The sequence below is a fragment of the Streptomyces sp. GQ60 genome, assembly GCF_059758875.1.
Genome location: NZ_JCAXEG010000004.1, coordinates 251775 through 269288 on the forward strand (window position 1 = coordinate 251775; position 17514 = coordinate 269288).

A 17514-nucleotide genomic window follows, 5' to 3' on the forward strand; every position below is an offset into this window, starting at 1 on the left:
GGGACTACCCGTACGCCAGCCCGTGGCCCAGCGGGTAGCGGCCCGGCACCGGGACCGGCAGGCGCCCCGTGGGGCGTACGGTCCCGGTGACCACCCGGGCCGCCGCCCGCAGCTCCAGGTCCGTCCAGGTGTACGTGGCCAGTTCGGCCGCGCAGGCCGGCAGCCGGGCCGGGTCGTAGGGGTTGCGGATCGCCACCAGGACCACCGGCACCCCGGTGGCCTGCAGCCGGGTGACCAGCTCGCGCTGCGGGCTCTCGCCCTCGGGGACGTTGTACGTGCACACCAGCACGGCCGCGTTGCCGGGGGCGGCCGCCACCGCGCGGCCGGGCGGCAGGGCCGTCGCCCGGCAGCCCAGCGCGGACAGCTCCCGGGCCAGTACCGCGGTAGGGGGCCCCGTCGTACCCGTGGGGGAGACCGGGTCGGTGCCGGTGACCAGGAGCAGCGGCCGGGCCGACGGATCCAGCGGCAGCAGCTTCACCGGATTGGCCAGCAGCGTCGTCGTACGGTCCGCGATCTCCCCGGCGGCCGCCAGGTGCGCCGGGATGCCGACCACGGCGTCCACCGCGTCCCTCGCCCGGGCCGCCCCGGCCGCCTCCGTCGCCGGCTGCGCGGCCGCGCCGAACAGGGCCCGGCGGGACTTCAGTTCCAGGATCCGCAGCACCGACTCCTCGATCCGGGCCCGCGTCAGCTCCCCGGACTCCACGGCCGCCAGCACGCTGCGGACGGCCAGCCCCAGGTCCGGCGGGTTCAGCAGCTGGTCGCAGCCCGCCTTCAGGGCCAGCACCGGGACCCGGTCGTCCCCGTACTTCTGGCGGACCCCGGCCATGTCGAGGGCGTCGGTGACCACCACCCCGCGAAAGCCCAGGCGTTCGCGCAGGATCCCGGTGACGATCGGCCGGGAGAGGGTCGCCGGATCGCCCGAGGGGTCGAGCGCGGGGAAGACGATGTGCGCCGTCATCACCACGTCCACGCCCGCCTCCACGGCCGCCCGGAACGGCGGCTCGTCCAGCTCCTCCCACTGCGCCCGGGTGTGCTTCATCATCGGCAGCCCGACGTGGCTGTCGGTCCCGGTGTCCCCGTGCCCGGGGAAGTGCTTCGCGGTGGCGGCCACCCCGGCGCCCTGGTAGCCGCGGACCTGGGCGGCGACCAGGGCCGCCACGGCGTGCGGGTCGGCGCCGAAGGACCGTACGCCGATGACGGGATTGGCGGGGTCGACGTTCACGTCGGCCACCGGGGCGTAGTTGTGCCGGATGCCCATGGCCGCCAGCTCGGCGCCCGCGATGCGCGCGGCCCGGCGGGCCTCGGCGGTGGACCCGCCGGTCCCCAGGGCCAGGGCCCCCAGCGCCATGGCCCCCGGGAGCAGGGTCGCGGGCCGGCCCACGCGGGCCACGGCGCCGTGCTCCTGGTCGATGGAGAGCAGCAGCGGGACGCCCGCGCCCGAGCCGGCGGCCGCCCGCTGGAGCCCGGCCGACAGCTCGGCGAGTTGGCGCGGGGAGCGGGTGTTGTGCGCCCAGCCGAAGTAGACGATCCCGCCGAGGTGGTAGCGGGCGACCAGCTCGGCGGGGGTGCGCACCCCGAACAGCCGCTGGTTGAGCGCGGCGTCCTCGGGGTCGGGCTCGGTCGCGGAATGCCCGTACGCCCGCGATACGAAGAGCTGCCCGACCAGTTCGGCCAGGCTCATCCGCGCCATCGTCTCGCGCGGCCGGAGCCGGGGGGCCGGGGTGCGTCCCGGTGCGCGGTCGCCCGGCCGGGGGTCGTCGGGGGCCGGGCCGCCGGGGTTCGGGGCGGTGCCCACCGCGGTGGACGCGGCCCCCGCCGCGGTGACGGCGGCCACGGCGGCCACGGTGAGCAGGGTCCGGCGGGAGGCGTGGTTCGGCACGCGCCGGACCCTACTGCGGGGCCGGGTCCCCGGAGCGGCGGACACTCGCGGAGTCCCCCGGACGGGGGGCGACCCGGGGCCAGTGCTCGCGCAGGGTCCGTACGGCCTCGGTGATCGCCGGCCGGCGGGCCGCCCCGGTCCGCCACAGGGCGTACACCCGGCGTACGGGTCCCGGCTCCAGCGGTACGGCCACCGCGCCGGGCGGCAGCGTCCCGGTGCCCAGCCGCGGTACGACGGCCACCCCGAGCCCGGCGGCGACCAGCGCGACGATGGTGTGGTTCTCCTCGGCGACGTGCGTGATGTCGGGCTCGAACCCGGCCGTGCGCAGGGTCCGTACCAGCCAGTCGTGACACACCCGGCCGGGCGGCTGGCAGACCCAGCGCTGGCCGCCCAGGTCCGAGCGGCGGATGACGGAGCGGGAGGTGAAGGGGTGCCCGGCGGGCACGAGGAGGTCGCAGCGGTCGTCCCCGATCACCGCCTGCTCCACGCCCTCGGGGGCGGGCAGCGGGGCGATGTCCCAGTCGTGGGTCACGGCCAGGTCGGTGACCCCGCGCGAGACCAGGTCCATCGAGAGGTGCGGATTGATCTCGGTGAGCCGTACCTCCAGGGCCGGGTGACGGTGCGCCAGGTCGGCGAGGACCTCGGGGAGCAGGCCGCGGGCCGCCGAGGCGAAGGCGGCGACCCGCAGCCGGCCGATGGGCTGGCCGCGGGACTCCTCCAGCGCGGTCTCGGCCTGCTCCGAGATGTCCATCAGCTGCTGGGCCGTCGCGGCCAGCAGCTTGGCCTCCTCGGTGAGGGCGACCCCGCGGCCGTGGCGTTCGAGCAGGGTGGTGCGGGTCTCCCGCTCCAGCTTGGCGATCTGCTGGGAGACGGCGGAGGGGGTGTAGCCGAGGGCGGCCGCGGCGGCGCCGACCGAGCCGTGGACGGAGACGGCGTGCAGGGCGCGCAGCCTGGAGAGGTCGAGCATGCCGGTCAGCTTAGGCCCGGCGGGTCGCTGGATGAAGCATTGCTACATCCGACCCTGAAGACATCTGTGCTGGTGCTAAACGGTTGATGGGCCGATGCTCGGATCATGCGACCCATGCACACTGCCCTCGCGGTCCTCGTGGCCGCGGTCTGGGGTTTCAACTTCGTCGTCATCGAGTTCGGGCTCGGATCCTTCCCTCCGCTGCTGCTGTCCGCCCTGCGCTTCCTGGTCGCGGCCCTGCCGGCGGTGTTCTTCGTCGGGCGGCCCAAGGTGGCCTGGAAGTGGGTGATCGCGGTCGGCGTGGTCCTCGGCATCGCGAAGTTCGGGCTGCTGTTCTCCGGGATGGACAACGGGATGCCGGCGGGGCTGTCCTCGCTGGTCCTCCAGGCGCAGGCGGTGTTCACGGCCGTGTTCGCGGCGGTCGTGCTGAAGGAGCGGCCGGGCCTGCTGCGGATCGCGGGCATGGCCGTGGCCTTCGCGGGGATCGCCGTGGCCGCCGTGGACGAGGGCGCCTCCGGGCCGGTGCTGGGCTTCACGATGGTGATCGCGGCCGCCGCGTGCTGGGGCGTGTCCAACGTGCTGACCCGCAAGGCGTCCCCGCCCGACGCGCTGAACTTCATGGTGTGGGTGAGCGTGGTGCCGGTGCTGCCGCTGGCCGGGCTCTCGCTCCTGCTGGAGGGCCCTGAGCGGGACTTGGCGGCGCTGCGCGGGCTCGACTGGAGCGGGGTCGGGGTCATCGTGTACCTCGCCTGGATCACCACGGTGTTCGGCTTCGGGGCGTGGGGGTTCCTGCTGCGCACCTATCCGGCCTCCTCGGTGGCCCCCTTCTCGCTGCTGGTGCCGGTCTTCGGGATGAGCTCGGCGGCGCTGGTGCTGGGGGAGGACGTGAGCGGGCTGCGCTGGGTGGCGGCCGTGCTGCTGGTCGGCGGCGTGGCGGTGACCTCGCTGGTGCCGTCGAAGCCCCGCCCCGCCGGGGCGTCCGGGCCCGAGCCGGCGGCGTCCGGGCCCGAGCCGGCGGCGTCCGGGCCCGAGCCGGCGGCGTCCGCGCCCGGGGCCGCGGCCGGGCCCGCGGCCGACCCCGGATCGGTTCCGCTTCCGGCCGCGGGCGGTCGCTAGCGGGAACGCGGCAGGCTCCCGGACGCCGGGCCGCACCTGCGCGGCGCGGGCGGCCGCGGGCTCAGACGCCGTTGAAAGGCTCCTTGCCCAGCAGATATCCGGCGTGCAGCCGGTTGCGGGCTCCGATGCTCTTCATGATGTTTGCGATGTGACGCTGGCAATTGCGCAACGATATACCGACGACATGAGCTATTCGGTTGTCCGATTCACCCTGAATGAGCAGCGAGACGATCGTCTGCTGAATATCGGAGGTAATCGCTGCGCGTGCGGGCCGGTCGTCGTCCGAGGTGAATTTCTCCGCCGCGCTCCAGGCCCGCTCGAATGCCTCCACAAGAAATGAGACAAGGTGGCTGTTTTTCGATACTGCCGCACCGTGGGATCCGTCCGAGAGCGGCAAGATCGCTACTTCTTTGTCGAAGATGATGCAGCGCGGAAAGCCGTGCGCGAGCGTGCACACCTCTGCGCCGAGCGGTGCGACCCGCCCGACGAAGGAGGCGGTGGCCGGGCTGAACCGGGCCGTGTGCTGGTACAGGGTCCGCATCCGTACGCCGCGTTCCAGCAGTCGTTCGGTGCGTTCCATGCTCTCCTCGAGCACCTCCGTGTCCCGGGCTCCGCCGGGCTGGGAGGTCATGACCTCGGTGCGGCAGCCGACCGCGAGGCCGGCGATGAGTTTGCGCACGTCCCCCACGCCCGGCACCAACTCCAGTGCCGTGTCGTCCTTCAGGTGTGCCGTCGTCAGGGTCAACAGGTCTAAGTCGCCCCGTAGTTGATCGAGGAAGGTCTGGGTCTCGTTCAGGCTGTGCTGCGCCGGGTTGAGGACCTTGATGCGTGCGTGGTCCACGGGGTACGGGGTGTAGATCTCGGTCACGGGGCACTTGCCGAGCAGTCCCAGGGACTCCAGGGAGGCCGCGGCCGCCTCTGTGTCCTCGGTGGTCATGCCGAGGGCCGCGGAGGCCGTATCGCACGTTGTTCCCGGTGTCTGTGTACAGAACCGGTAGAGACGGTCTCCGGCAGGGGTGAGCCGGGGCACGGGAAAAGGGTGGACTTGTCTGATTGTGTTCAATTCATCCCCCTGTCATGTTTTCGCCAGCGGCAACATGATCCCAGAAAGGGATGGCTCCGGATGTAGTACGAGCGACAGGATGAGGCCGAAGCTGATCCGGACCGCAAGCCATCTTGAGGGGCAGGCAAGCATGCCACGTATAGCGAGTTTCCTCATCGCCATTGCGGCAACTTTCTCGGTGACCGTCTTCCTCGCCCCGTCGACTAGTGGTGCGGCGAACCTCGCCGGCGCCACTGGTCCGGGTCAGGTAGCCAACGATCTCGGCTGGGGATGAGATGCCTCGTAGTAAGTCGTACAACACGTACTCCAACCTGCAGCGCCCTGATTTCCGCAAGCGCGTCGACGAACTCCTGCTGAAGTTCGAGCGGGACTTCTACGAGCGCAGCGCGGGCGCCGACGGGATGCTGGACAAGGAGAAGTTCGACCTCGAGCTGTACAAGCGGCACAACGTCGAGACGATGATCCGGATCGGCCTCAAGCGCGCCGTCGACCCGCTCATCGCCAACTACTGGGCCACCCGCGACCCGCAGCTCTGCAAGGAGTGGGGCATGTACGGCGCGGAAGAGGGCCGCCACGACCGCATGTTCGCCGGCGACCTGCACAAGGTCGGCATGACGGACGAGGAGATCTACGCGATCCGTCCGACCTTCGCCACCGAGCTGCTCAACGGCTACTTCTACTACACGATGGCCACCGAGGGTCCGCTGGCCGCGATGATCAGCGGGTTCTACCTGGAGTACATCGCGGGCAAGACCCAGCCCGACTGGCTCGACATCATGGAGCAGCACGTCGGCGCCGCCAACACCAAGGGCGCCCGCGCCCACCTGGCCCTCGACGAGGACGACGACCACGTCGACATGGTCTGGAACCTCATCATGCGCGTCATCAAGGACGAGGCCGACGAGGAGCGCTTCGTCGATCACCTCATCAAGATCAACTCGCTGTTCGTGTCCTACTTCGTCGAGGTCTACGCGGCCACCGTGCTCGGCGCCGGCGCCGACGCCTCGCTGCTGACCCAGGCCGCACCGGCCGCCGCCGTACAGACCAACCTGCAGACGAAGGCCACCGCTTCGGTCTGACCGACCGGCCCACACCTGCCGGTGACGTCTTGATGGGCCGACACTCCCGCAGTCCGGCGATCCCGGGCATTGCGTTCCAGATGTGCCGCACAGCCCCCACGGGGCCGCGCCGCGATGTCCGGGGTCCGGCTGCTCCACCCGTCTACTCACCAAGGAAGACGATGCACTATTCATGGCCTCGCGAGCTGTCCGAACAGGACATGCGCGAAATGATCGAGCTGATGGACGCCGTCGCGGTCAAGGAGATGACCCTCGGCTTCTACGAACCGGTGGGCCTGGAGAAGGGCCTGCCCCTGATGCGGGCCTTCGAGGCCGACCTGCGCAAGGGCGCCGTCGACCTCCTCCACGTCCGCACCGACGAGGGCCGCATCGTCGGCATGGTGACGCTCGCCCGGGCCCCGCTGCCCGCCCGGCGCCACATCGTCGAGATGCGCCGCTGCGTCGTGGCCCCCGACTACCGCGGGCAGTTCCTGCTCGAAGGCTGGGCCGAGGCCCTGCGCAAGGTCGGCGAGATGGGCTGCGACGTCATCACCCTCGAAGTCCGCGACGACGGCCCCTCCGTGCTCTGGCAGCGCCTGGGCTTCCGCGAATACGGCCGGCTGCCCGACTACGCCCGCGCCGACGGCCGCCCCGTCACCGGCTTCTACATGCACGCCCGGCTCGCCGACATCACGGCCCACTTCGAGGCCACCGGCACCTGGCTGCACGAGGTCGACTCCGACCGCGTCGCGGTCGCGGGCTGACGTCCCCACCAGCAGGCCGTACGCGTAGCACGCCGTACGCGCACCACGCCTGACGTACGTCCCGCGCACCCGCACCCGCGCCCCTCCTGACCGCCGCGCCGCCCGAACCGGCCGCGCAGGCCCCCGCGCAGCGAGCACGCCGTACCGAGCACGCCGTACCGAGCACGCCGTACCGAGCACGCCGTACCGAGCACGCCGTACCGAGCACGCCGTACACCGCCGCCGGGCCGATCCGCCCGTGCGCCACGGCCCTTCGCGGCCGACCGGCCGGTGCGCACCCTCGCCCCACCACCGCTCTCAGCTGACCCACCGCCCGCCGGGGCGCACGTCGACGTGCGCCGGCCGGGCTCCGGGACCACCCCACTCCACCGAAGGGCACAGCCATGTCCAAGATCGCCGTACTGACCAACGACCTCCAGTACGAACTGGTCGAGAAGAACCCGGAGCGCGTCGCCGCCGTCGAGGCCGCGACCCCCCACTTCACCGGCTTCCTCGACGAGATGCGCAGCCGCGGCCACCACATCTTCCACCTGCAGCTCGTCAACGACCCGGACGACCCGAACGCCGAGCGCTACGACGGCTACCTCCCGGTCCAGCGCGGCACCCACGGCGCCGACATCATCGAGGCCTTCCTGGCCCCCGAGGACGTCGTCATGGAGAAGAGCAAGGACTCGGGCTTCTACGAGACCGACCTGCACGACCGCCTCCAGGCCCTCGGCGTGGACACCGTGCTGATCACCGGCATGCAGACGCAGATATGCGTCCAGACCACCGCCGCCGACGCGTTCTTCCGCGGCTACAACATCTGGGTCCCGTCCGACTGCGTCGTCTCGGCCCGCCTGGACGACAAGCAGCGCGCCCTGGACTGGCTGGAGGGCTACTGCGCCACGGTGAGCGACTCCGCCGAGGTCATCAAGGTCCTCGACGCCGAGGGCGGGCTGCCCCGCAAGAACATCAAGACCCCGTGACCACGCCCCTCCCCACACCTCCCCGTTCCAGAAAGGAACAGGCATGACCACGAGCGTGGATCCCACCGAATTCATCGTCCTCGACCACGGAACCGGCGCGAAGCTGAGCCAGGACCTGGTGCAGCTGATCGCGGCGACCCTCGGCGACGTGTACGTCGGCATCATGGAGGACAGCGCGGTCCTCAAGATCGAGGGCGACCGCATCGCGATGACCACCGACTCCTTCGTGATCGACCCGCCGTTCTTCGGCAACGGGGACATCGGGAAGATCGCGGTCTGCGGCACCGTCAACGACCTGGCCGTGGCCGGCGCCCGGCCCAAGTACCTCACCCTCGGGATGATCCTGGAGACCGGGCTCCCCATCCCCAAGCTGGTCCAGGTCCTGGAGTCGATCCGCGACACCGCCCGCGAGGCCGGCGTGCAGATCGTCGGCGGGGACACCAAGGTGGTCCGCAAGGGCGAGGCCGACCAGATCTACCTGAACACCGCGGGCGTCGGGGTCTTCGAGCGCGAGCCGCTCACCATGACCGACGTGCGCCCCGGCGACAAGGTGATCCTCAGCGGCCCCATCGGCAACCACACGGTGCACCTGCTCTCCATCCGCGAGGGCCTCGGCTTCGAACAGCGCGTGGACAGCGACTGCGCGCCGCTCAACGGCCTGGTCGACACCGTCCTGTCGACCGTGGAGGCCGGCGCGGTCCGCTCGATGCGCGACGTCACCCGCGGCGGCCTGACCGCCGTGCTCCACGAGTACGCCCACAAGCTCGGCCGCACGATCCGCGTCGCCCAGGACGACCTGCCCATCCAGCACGAGACCGCGATGGCCGCCGACATGCTCGGCATCAACCCGCTGCACTGCGCCAACGAGGGCTGCCTCGCGGTCTTCGTGGCCCCGGAGGCGGAGGCCGACGTACTGGCCGCCCTGCGCTCGCTGCCCTACGGCAAGCACGCGGTCACCATCGGCGAGATCTCCGAGGACACCGAGGCACTGGTGCTGCTGCGCGACAAGGACGGCCGCGAGACCCAGCTCGAGGAGCTCCTCGGCGCCGAACTCCCCCGGCTCTGCTGAGAAAGGGACCGAGGTAACCGCCATGAGCACCGAGCAGACCGTCACGGAGCGGCCCGACGCGGCCGACACGGCCGACAGGACCAACAGCGCCGTTGAGGAGTGGCGCATCCGCGTCACCGGCGTGGTCCAGGGCGTCGGCTACCGGCCGTTCGTCTACAAGCTGGCCCGTGAACTCGGCCTCGCCGGCTGGGTTCGCAACGACCCCGAGGGTGTGCTGGTGGAGGCGTCCGGACCGGTGGCCGTCCTGGAGGAGTTCGCGGCGGGCCTCAGCGGCCGCGCCCCCGAGCTCGCCCGGGTGGACGAGGTCCGGCCGACCCGGGGACTGGACCGCGGCACCGTGCCCGCGGGCCCGTTCACCATCGTGCACAGCGAGCACACCGGAGCCCGGTCCGCGCTGCTCCCGGCGGACACCCACGTCTGTGGCGACTGCCAGGCGGAACTTCGCGACCCGAAGGACCGCCGGCACCGCTACCCCTTCATCAACTGCACCAACTGCGGGCCCCGGTACTCCATCATCCAGGACCTGCCGTACGACCGTCCGATGACCACCATGGCCACCTTCACCATGTGCGCGGACTGCAAGAACGAGTACGAGGACCCGATGGACCGGCGCTACCACGCGCAGCCCAACGCGTGCCCGGACTGCGGCCCCCGGCTGCTGCTCCAGGACCGCGAGGGGAACACGGCCGAAGGGGACGAGGCGCTCCTGCGGGCCGCCCGGGTCCTCGCGGACGGCGGGATCGCGGCCATGAAGAGCGTCGGCGGCTTCCACCTCGTGGTGGACGCGACCAACGCCGAGGCCGTGGCGCTGCTGCGCAGCCGCAAGCGCCGCGACTCCAAGCCGTTCGCGGTGATGGTCCGCGACCTCACCACGGCGCAGGGCCTGGTGGAGCTCTCCGAGGCGGAGATCGACGTCCTGCGCTCGCCGGCCCGGCCGATCCTGCTGGCCCGCAAGCGGGCGGGCTCCCTCCCGGAGTCCGTGGCGCCGCGCAACCCCAACCTGGGGATCATGCTGCCCTCGGCACCCCACCACCACCTGCTGCTGGACGAGCCCGGCCTCGAAGCGCTCGTCGCCACCAGCGGCAACATCTCCGGCTACCCCATCGCCTACCGCAACGAAGAGGCACTGGAGCAGCTCTTCGAGATCGCGGACGTGATCCTCTACCACGACCGCGACATCGAGATCCGCGTCGACGACTCGGTGGTCCGCCTCTCCGACCACCCCGAACTGGACGAACCGCTCCTCCAGTTCATCCGCCGGGCCCGCGGCTACGCCCCGTACCCGGTGGACGTCGGCCGCGAGGTGGTCCCCGTGGTCGCCCTCGGCGCCGAACTGAAGACGACCGTCGCCCTCACCAACGGCTCCCAGGTCTTCCTCAGCCAGCACATCGGCGACCTCAAGAACGACGAGACCTTCGCCGCGCACCACCGCACCGCCCGGCACCTGGCGCAGCTCTACGCGCTCAAGCCGGAGGTCACGGCGCACGACATGCACCCGCAGTTCCGCTCCACCCGGGCCGCCCTGGACGACGACGGCGCGGGCCCGGCGCTCCCGACCGTGGAAGTCCAGCACCACCACGCCCACATGGCCTCCTGCATGGCGGAGAACCACGTGAGCGGCACGACCCTCGGCGTGATCTTCGACGGCTTCGGCTACGGCGAGGACGGCACGGTCTGGGGCGGGGAGTTCCTCCTCGGGGACTTCGCCGCCTACCGCCGGGTCGGCCGGATGCGCGGCCTGCCGCTGATCGGCGGGGACCAGGCCGTACGCGAACCCATCCGCACCGGGTACGCGCTCGCCCTGGACGCCTTCGACGGGGACGGGGACCGGGCCCTGGCGGGCTTCCCCGCCCTCGCCGCCCTCGACGAGCAGCGCCGCCAGGTCTTCGCCACGATGGCCGCCCGCGGGATCAACTCCCCGCCCACCTCCAGCATGGGCCGGCTCTTCGACGGAGCCGCCGCCCTCGCCGGGGTCTGCGCCAAGGCCGAGTACGAGGCCCAGGGCCCGATCGAGCTGGAGGGGCTGCTCGACCGCGACGCCGCCCCGGAGCCGCAGGCCTCGTACCGCTTCGGGGCCTACGGGGCGGACGGGCTGACCGAGGTGGACCCGCGGCCCGTGATCCGGGCCATGGCCGCCGACATCGCCGCCGGACTGCCCGTGGACCGGATCAGCCGCCGGTTCCACACGGCCGTCGTCGAGATGGTGCGCGAGCGCTGCAAGGCCCTGCGGGAGGAGACCGGGGTCAACCAGGTCGCCCTGTCCGGAGGCGTGTTCCTCAACGAGTTCCTGCTGCTCAACTGTCTGACCGGGCTGACCGCCGACGGTTTCGACACCTATGTCCACCGGCTCGTCCCGACCAATGACGGAGGGATCGCCCTCGGCCAGGTCATGGTCGCGGACGCCCGCTCACGCCTGAGGAATTGAAGAGGAGTGACGACGTGACCACCCTCACGCCGGACGAGATGTACACCTTCGTCGAGGCGCGCGAATCGGGCGCCCGGACCTACGCCAGCGCCTTCGGCAAGCTCCTCGCCGAAGGCCACGGCGCACGGATCCGCGACGGCCACGGCCGCGAGTACCTGGACTGCCTCGCCGCGGCGGGCACCCTCGCCCTGGGGCACAACCACCCCGGCGTACTGGCCGCGGTGGGGGAGTACCTCGCCTCCGGTCAGGTCCAGCAGGCACTGGACCTGACCACCCCGGCCAAGTACGAGTACCTCAGGGCGCTGTACGCGCGGCTGCCGGGCACCATGGCGGACACCTTCAAGACGCAGTTCTGCGGACCGGCGGGCACCGACGCCACCGAAGCCGCCATCAAGCTGTTCAAGATCGCCACCGGCCGCCGGACGGTGATCTCCTTCCACGGCGCGTACCACGGCATGACGGCGGGCGCCCTCGCGCTCACCGGCAACCTGGGCGCCAAGGAGTCCGTGCCCTCCCTGATGCCGGACGTCCACCACCTGCCCTACCCCTACGACTACCGCTGCCCCTTCGGAATCGGCGGCGAGGCGGGCATCCAGGCCGGCCTGACCTACATCGAGCGGCTGCTCACCGACCCGGAGAGCGGCATCACCACACCGGCCGCGATCTTCGTCGAAGCGGTGCAGGGCGAGGGCGGCGTGATCCCGGCGCCGGCCGCCTGGCTGCGCGGGCTGCGGGAGATCACCGCCCGGCTGGACATCCCGCTGGTCCTGGACGAGATCCAGGCCGGCTTCGGACGCACCGGCACCATGTGGGCCTTCGAGGAGTCCGGGATCGAGCCGGACGCCGTCCTCGTGTCCAAGGCGGCCGGCGGCGGCTTCCCGCTGTCGCTGCTGCTCTACCACGGCAAGTACGACGCCTGGGCGCCCGGAGCCCACGCGGGCACCTTCCGCGGCAACCAGATCGCGCTGGTCGCGGGACTCGCCGCCATGCGGGTCACGGAGTCCGAGGGGCTCATCGAAAAGGCCGCCGCCAAGGGCGAGTTGATCGGCACCCTGCTCGGCCGGCTGGCCGCCGGCCACCCCGAGATCGGCCAGATCCGCGGCCGGGGCCTCATGTGGGGCATCGAGATCGTCGACCCCGCGGGCCCGGCCGACCGGCTCGGGTCGCTACCCGCCGACGGGGCCCGGGCCAAGCGCATCAAGCGCGCCTGCCTGGACCACGGGCTGCTGCTGGAGAGCGGCGGCCGGCACGGCGCCGTGCTCCGGCTGCTCCCGCCACTGGTGATCACCGGCGAGGAGATCCACGAGATGGCAGCGGCTCTGGAGAAAGCTCTGATCGACTGCGCCTGAGCCGGATCGGCCGGCTCGGCACGGCAGAGCACGGATCCACCGAGCTGTGGATCCACGAACGCGAGGACGGAAAACATGGCCACGGGAACGAACAACAGCCGTCAGTGGCGGGTCGACTTCGACGCGGAGGTCGTCTTCAGCAACGGAGGCGCCCTGCAGATGCAGGGGTTCCGCCTGGACATCCCCGGCGACGACATCGCCGAGGGGGAGCTGGGCGAACTGATCGTCCGCCACCTCGGGCTGCTGATGGTCGGCAGTACGAAGATCACCCGCCGGGAGCTGCTCCAGGAGCCCCACAAGGGGTCCCGGAACACCGACTCCGGGACCCCCGGCTCCGCCGGCTCGGCCCGCACCACGACGGACCTGACCGGCCCCGCGACCCGGGCTGCCTGGCCGGCGGGCGCGGGCGGCGCCGCACCGGGCCTGGCCGGCCTGGTGGACCTTCCCGTGGTCCTGGTCCGGCTCCTCGGAGCCGGACAGCCGGTCGCCGACCGGCTCGCGCTGGCGCCCTTCGACCTCGCGGGGCACGCCGTCGTCGTGCAGACCGGCCGCGCGGCCGGCCCGTACCTCACCGAGGACGCCGTGGCGCTGCTCGCCGGGCAGGGCGCGCTCCTCGTCGCCACGGACAGCCGCGAGGGCAACGGCCCGGCGGCGGCGGCGCTCGCCGCCGCGGGCCTCCCCGCCCTCACGGGCCTGACCGGCCTGGACGCCCTCCCGGCGACCGGGGTCCGGCTGCACGCCGTGCCCTTCCCCGGCCGGGACAACTCACTGATCAGGGTCTACGGAGTAACAGATGACCAGCACCAAGGCTGACCGCCACGTGCGGGGCGGCCTCCCGGCGACCGGTGCGGCGGCGGCCACCGCCGCCGCACCGGCCCGGCGCCCCCGCAGGGAACTGGCCGCCGCCACCGTCGGCTCGGTCGTCGAGGCCTACGACTGGACCATCTACGGGATCCTCGCCCCCTACTTCGCCGAGGCGCTGTTCCCCGGCACCTCGCCCACCGCCAAACTCATCGCCGCCTACCTGGGCTTCGCACTCGGCTTCCTGGTCCGCCCGCTGGGCAGCGTGCTCATCGGCCGGCTCACCGACACCCGCGGCCGCCGCTACGGACTGACCCTCACCGTCGGCCTGATCGCCGCGGGCTCCCTGTTCCTGGCCGTCGTACCGGGCTACGCCTCCATCGGCCTGGCGGCTCCGCTCCTGGTGGTCGGGGCCCGGCTGGTGCAGGGCCTGTCGGTCGGGGCGGAGAACCCGAGCGTGGCCGCGTACGTCACCGAGACCGCGCCGTCCGGGCGCCGCTACTTCTACAGCGCGGTCTCCTACGGGGGCGTGGTGCTGGGCAGCGCGCTCTCCTTCATCGTCATGAACGTCCTGCTCGGGGTGTTCGGGGAGAGCGGGGTCGAGGACGGCGCCTGGCGCTACGGCTTCGCCTTCGGCGGACTGCTCGGCCTGACCGCCCTGTGGATCCGGCGCGGGGCGGCGGAGAGCGCGGTCTTCACGGCCGCCACGGGGAAGGCGGCCACCGCCGGCACCGCGGCCGGGGGGAAGGCGGCACCGAAGACCAAGGCGCCGAGCCCCTGGCCCGTGCTGCGGGCCCACCTCCGGCGCCTGGCCGTGGTGTTCGCCATCACCTCCGGGGCCACCACCGCCTTCTACTTCGTCACCGTCGACTTCCCGTCCTACGCGGCCGCCGCGGGCGCCGCCACCAAGGAGGAGACCTCCGCCGCACTGCTCCTCGGCATGGTGGCGCTGCTCGCGGCGATGCTCGGCGGCGGCAAGGCGGCCGACCGGTTCGGCGCCCTGCCGGTGCTGCGCCTGGGCTTCGCCGGGCTCGCCCTGGGCACCGTGCCGCTGCTGGCGGCCATGACCGCCGGACGGGTCCCGGTCCCCGTCGTCACCGTGGTCCTGCTCTTCCTGCTGGGCCTCCCGCTCGCGGTGAGCAACGTCTTCGCGGGGCAGCTCTTCCCGCCGGCGGTGCGCGCCGTCGCCGTCGGCCTGCCGACCGCGGCCGCGATCAGCCTGTTCGGCGGCACGTTCCCGATGCTCGCGGAGCTCCTGAGGTCGGCCGGCCACAACGCCTGGCTGCCGTGGTGGCCCGCACTGACCGCCGCGGCGGCGCTGGCCGCCTCCTGGGGTGTGCGCGAACACCCCGCGTCCGTAACCCCTCATGCCCGATAAGGACGTCACCGCTATGACCGACACGACCGCACTGCTCGAAGGCCTCGACGCGCTGATGCCGGCCCTGGAGGCCGACTACCGCGAACTGCACGCCCACCCCGAACTCGCCTTCCAGGAGAAGCGGACGGCGGCCCTCGTCGCCGAGCGGCTCACCGCCCAGGGCGGCTGGGAGATCACCACCGGCGTCGGCCGCACCGGCGTGGTCGCCGTCCTGCGCAACGGCGAGGGACCGGTGGCCATGCTGCGCGCCGACATGGACGCGCTGCCCGTCAAGGAGGCCACCGGGCTGCCCTACGCGAGCACCGAGACGGCCACCGACGAATCGGGCACCGAGGTCCCGGTGATGCACGCCTGCGGCCACGACCTGCACGTGGCCGCGCTGATCGGGTCCTGCGCCCTGTTCGCCCGCAACCGCGGGGCCTGGCGCGGCACCGTCGTCGCCGTCTTCCAGCCGGGGGAGGAGAGCGGCTACGGAGCCCGCGAGATGGTCGAGGACGGCCTCTTCGAGCGCTTCCCGCGCCCCGACGTGATCCTCGGCTCGCACGTGGGCCCCGGACCCGTCGGCCTCATCGCGACCCTGCCGGGCACGGTCATGGGCGCCACCGACTCCATCACCGTCACGCTCTTCGGGCGCGGCGGCCACGGCTCCAAGCCCGAGGCGGCCGTGGACCCCGTGGTGATGGCGGCCTCGCTCGTGCTGCGGCTCCAGACGGTGGTCTCCCGCGAGATCGCCGCCCAGGAACCGGTGGTGGTCACCGTGGGCAAGCTGCACGCCGGCACCACCGCCGCGGTCATACCCGACACCGCCGAGCTCGGCATCAACGTGCGCACCAGCTCCGCGCCGGTCCGCGAGAAGGTCCTCGCGGCCATCGAGCGGCTCGCCCGCGCCGAATCGGCCGCCGCGGGGGCGACCGCCGACCCGGAGATCACCTCCGTCTACCACCTGCCGATGACCGTCAACGACACGGCGGCCGCCGAGCGGGTCGCCGACGCGCACCGCGAGCACTTCGGGGCCGGAGCCGTCATGACGATGGGCCCGACCACCGCCAGCGAGGACTTCGGGATCCTCGCCACCACCGCCCAAGTCCCCTCCGTGTACTGGTTCTACGGCGGCCTCGACCCGCAGGCCTTCGGCGAGGCCTTCGCGGCCGGCAAGCTGGACGAGCTCCCGCAGAACCACTCCTCCACCTTCGCGCCGGTCGCCGGACCCGCGCTGTCCGTCGGCGTCCGCACGATGGCGACGGCCGCCCTGCCCTGGCTCGCGGCCTCCCCGGCCGTCGCCGACGCGGGCGAGGGGGGCGAGACGGCATGAGCGCCGACCGGCCGCACATCATCGTCCTGCACCGCTGGCGGGACACCCACGCGCACTACGCCGACTACCTCGACCACGGCTCCGCCCACGTCACCTACGTGAGCACCGAGCTCGGCCGTGCCTCGTTGCCGGAGGCCGCCGCCGCGGTGACCACCGTCGGGCTGACCGACGACCTGCCCGCCGTCCGCGCGGCCGTCGCCGGACTCGTGGCCCGCTTCGGCACCCCGGCGCGGCTCATCGCCCTCAACGAGGGGGACCTGGACACGGCCGCGCTGATCCGCGAGGAGTTCGCGATCCCCGGCCAGCACACCGCCGAACTGGCCGTGTTCCGCGACAAGCTGACCATGTGCCGCACCGCCGAGGCCGCCGGCCTGCCGGTGCCCGCCTTCGCCCCCGCACCCGACGCGGCCGCCGTGCTCGCCTTCGGCGAGTTACACGGCTGGCCGCTGGTGGTCAAACCGCACCGCGGCACCGCCAGCCGTGGCGTGGTCCAGATCGACTCCGCCGCCGACCTGGCCGCGCTGACCGGTGCACCCGGCCGGGCGGGCGGGCTGGCCGCCGCTCTGGCCGCCGAGCCGCACCTCGTGCAGAGCTACGTGGACGGGCCGATCCTGCACATCGACGGCCTGTGGGAAGGCGGTTCGCTCGGCAGCTGGACCGTCTCCCGCTACGTGGGCGGCACCTGCGCCGACTTCACCCAGGGCACCTGGCTCGGCTCCGTGGAGGAGGACGACCCCGCGCTGCTGGACGCGGTCGAGGCCTTCGCCACCGCGGTCGGACCCGCCCTCGGCGGCTCCCAGCCCTGGGTCTTCCACCTGGAGGCCTTCGTCACCCCGGCGCCCGGCGGCGGACCCGCGCTGGTCTTCCTGGAGTGCGGGGCACGGGTGGGCGGCGGGGAGATCCCCTTCACCTGGCGCGACGTCCACGGCATCGACCTGATGGCCGCAGCCGTGGACATCCAGCTCGGCCTGACCCCGGTCCTGCCGCCGCTCAAGACCGGCGAGGTCGGCGGCTACCTGCTGCTCCCGCTCCCGGTCCCCGCCCCCTGCCGGGTCGAAGCGGCCGGCTGGGTACGGGAACCCGGGCCGGGCCGGCTCCCGTACGCCGTCAAACACGCCCCGGTCGGCTCCACGGCCCCGGCGATCAGCGGCTACGAGCACGTCGGGACCCGCTTCCGCTTCCGCGGCGCCACCACCCGGGAGGTCGAGGCGGCCATCACCGAGTCCGCGAACTCCTTCCGGCTGACCTGCGTACCGGTCGGGGCCCCGCCCGCCGACGCGGGCTGACCCCCACCGCACCCCTCGTACCACCCCTCGCACCCCCTGTTCTTCGGGGCGAACCAGCTCCACGCCCCGTACCGGAAAG

Annotated in this window: 14 protein-coding genes; 11 read left to right on the forward strand and 3 right to left on the reverse strand. The window is 72.6% G+C overall.

From position 1 onward, the window contains the following. Nucleotides 1-4: 4 nt before the first annotated feature. The gene (locus AC6CKD_RS12665) at nt 5-1879 is read right to left on the reverse strand and encodes a glycoside hydrolase family 3 protein (protein ID WP_498327228.1); all 1875 of its coding nucleotides are present in this window, start codon (nt 1877-1879) and stop codon (nt 5-7) included. A gap of 10 nt (nt 1880-1889) precedes the next feature. After that, a complete protein-coding gene (locus AC6CKD_RS12670) occupies nt 1890-2846 on the reverse strand; it encodes a LysR family transcriptional regulator (RefSeq protein ID WP_498327229.1) in 957 nt (318 codons plus the stop codon). Nucleotides 2847-2951: 105 nt separating this feature from the next. Between AC6CKD_RS12670 and AC6CKD_RS12675 the strand changes: the two genes are divergently transcribed. After that, the gene (locus AC6CKD_RS12675) at nt 2952-3962 is read left to right on the forward strand and encodes an EamA family transporter (RefSeq protein ID WP_498327230.1); all 1011 of its coding nucleotides are present in this window, start codon (nt 2952-2954) and stop codon (nt 3960-3962) included. Between the two features lie 61 nt (nt 3963-4023). Here AC6CKD_RS12675 and AC6CKD_RS12680 read toward each other — a convergent pair whose 3' ends face one another. Next, the gene (locus AC6CKD_RS12680) at nt 4024-4899 is read right to left on the reverse strand and encodes a helix-turn-helix transcriptional regulator (protein WP_498327231.1); all 876 of its coding nucleotides are present in this window, start codon (nt 4897-4899) and stop codon (nt 4024-4026) included. Nucleotides 4900-5300: 401 nt separating this feature from the next. On the opposite strand from AC6CKD_RS12680, the gene AC6CKD_RS12685 reads away from it, so the two are divergent. From AC6CKD_RS12685 to AC6CKD_RS12730, 10 genes are all read left to right on the forward strand, one after another. After that, nucleotides 5301-6104 carry a hypothetical protein gene (locus AC6CKD_RS12685; RefSeq protein ID WP_498327232.1) on the forward strand — a complete coding sequence of 268 codons (804 nt, stop codon included), beginning with the start codon at nt 5301-5303 and terminating at the stop codon, nt 6102-6104. A gap of 161 nt (nt 6105-6265) precedes the next feature. Further along, nucleotides 6266-6847 (forward strand): GNAT family N-acetyltransferase, encoded by a 582-nt coding sequence (locus tag AC6CKD_RS12690; RefSeq protein ID WP_498327233.1) that lies wholly within the window; start codon nt 6266-6268, stop codon nt 6845-6847. 383 nt (nt 6848-7230) lie between these two features. Then, nucleotides 7231-7815, forward strand: coding sequence for a cysteine hydrolase family protein (locus AC6CKD_RS12695; RefSeq protein WP_498327234.1), 585 nt, complete (start codon nt 7231-7233; stop codon nt 7813-7815). 43 nt (nt 7816-7858) lie between these two features. Further along, a complete protein-coding gene (gene hypE, locus AC6CKD_RS12700; RefSeq protein WP_266908658.1) occupies nt 7859-8884 on the forward strand; it encodes a hydrogenase expression/formation protein HypE in 1026 nt (341 codons plus the stop codon). Nucleotides 8885-8906: 22 nt separating this feature from the next. Continuing rightward, nucleotides 8907-11309 (forward strand): carbamoyltransferase HypF, encoded by a 2403-nt coding sequence (hypF, locus tag AC6CKD_RS12705; RefSeq protein WP_498327235.1) that lies wholly within the window; start codon nt 8907-8909, stop codon nt 11307-11309. 14 nt (nt 11310-11323) lie between these two features. Next, nucleotides 11324-12658: a diaminobutyrate--2-oxoglutarate transaminase family protein gene (locus tag AC6CKD_RS12710; protein ID WP_498327236.1), complete on the forward strand. Its 1335-nt coding sequence runs from the start codon at nt 11324-11326 to the stop codon at nt 12656-12658. 75 nt (nt 12659-12733) lie between these two features. Beyond that, nucleotides 12734-13471, forward strand: coding sequence for a hypothetical protein (locus AC6CKD_RS12715; RefSeq protein WP_498327237.1), 738 nt, complete (start codon nt 12734-12736; stop codon nt 13469-13471). Next, the gene (locus tag AC6CKD_RS12720) at nt 13452-14837 is read left to right on the forward strand and encodes an MFS transporter (protein ID WP_498327238.1); all 1386 of its coding nucleotides are present in this window, start codon (nt 13452-13454) and stop codon (nt 14835-14837) included. Before AC6CKD_RS12715 ends, AC6CKD_RS12720 begins: the two co-directional genes overlap by 20 nt. Nucleotides 14838-14850: 13 nt before the next feature. Continuing rightward, nucleotides 14851-16149, forward strand: coding sequence for an amidohydrolase (locus AC6CKD_RS12725; RefSeq protein WP_498327239.1), 1299 nt, complete (start codon nt 14851-14853; stop codon nt 16147-16149). After that, nucleotides 16146-17435, forward strand: a complete 1290-nt coding sequence (locus AC6CKD_RS12730; protein ID WP_498327240.1) for an ATP-grasp domain-containing protein — start codon at nt 16146-16148, stop codon at nt 17433-17435. The genes AC6CKD_RS12725 and AC6CKD_RS12730 overlap by 4 nt, the downstream gene beginning before the upstream one ends. Nucleotides 17436-17514 lie beyond the last annotated feature (79 nt).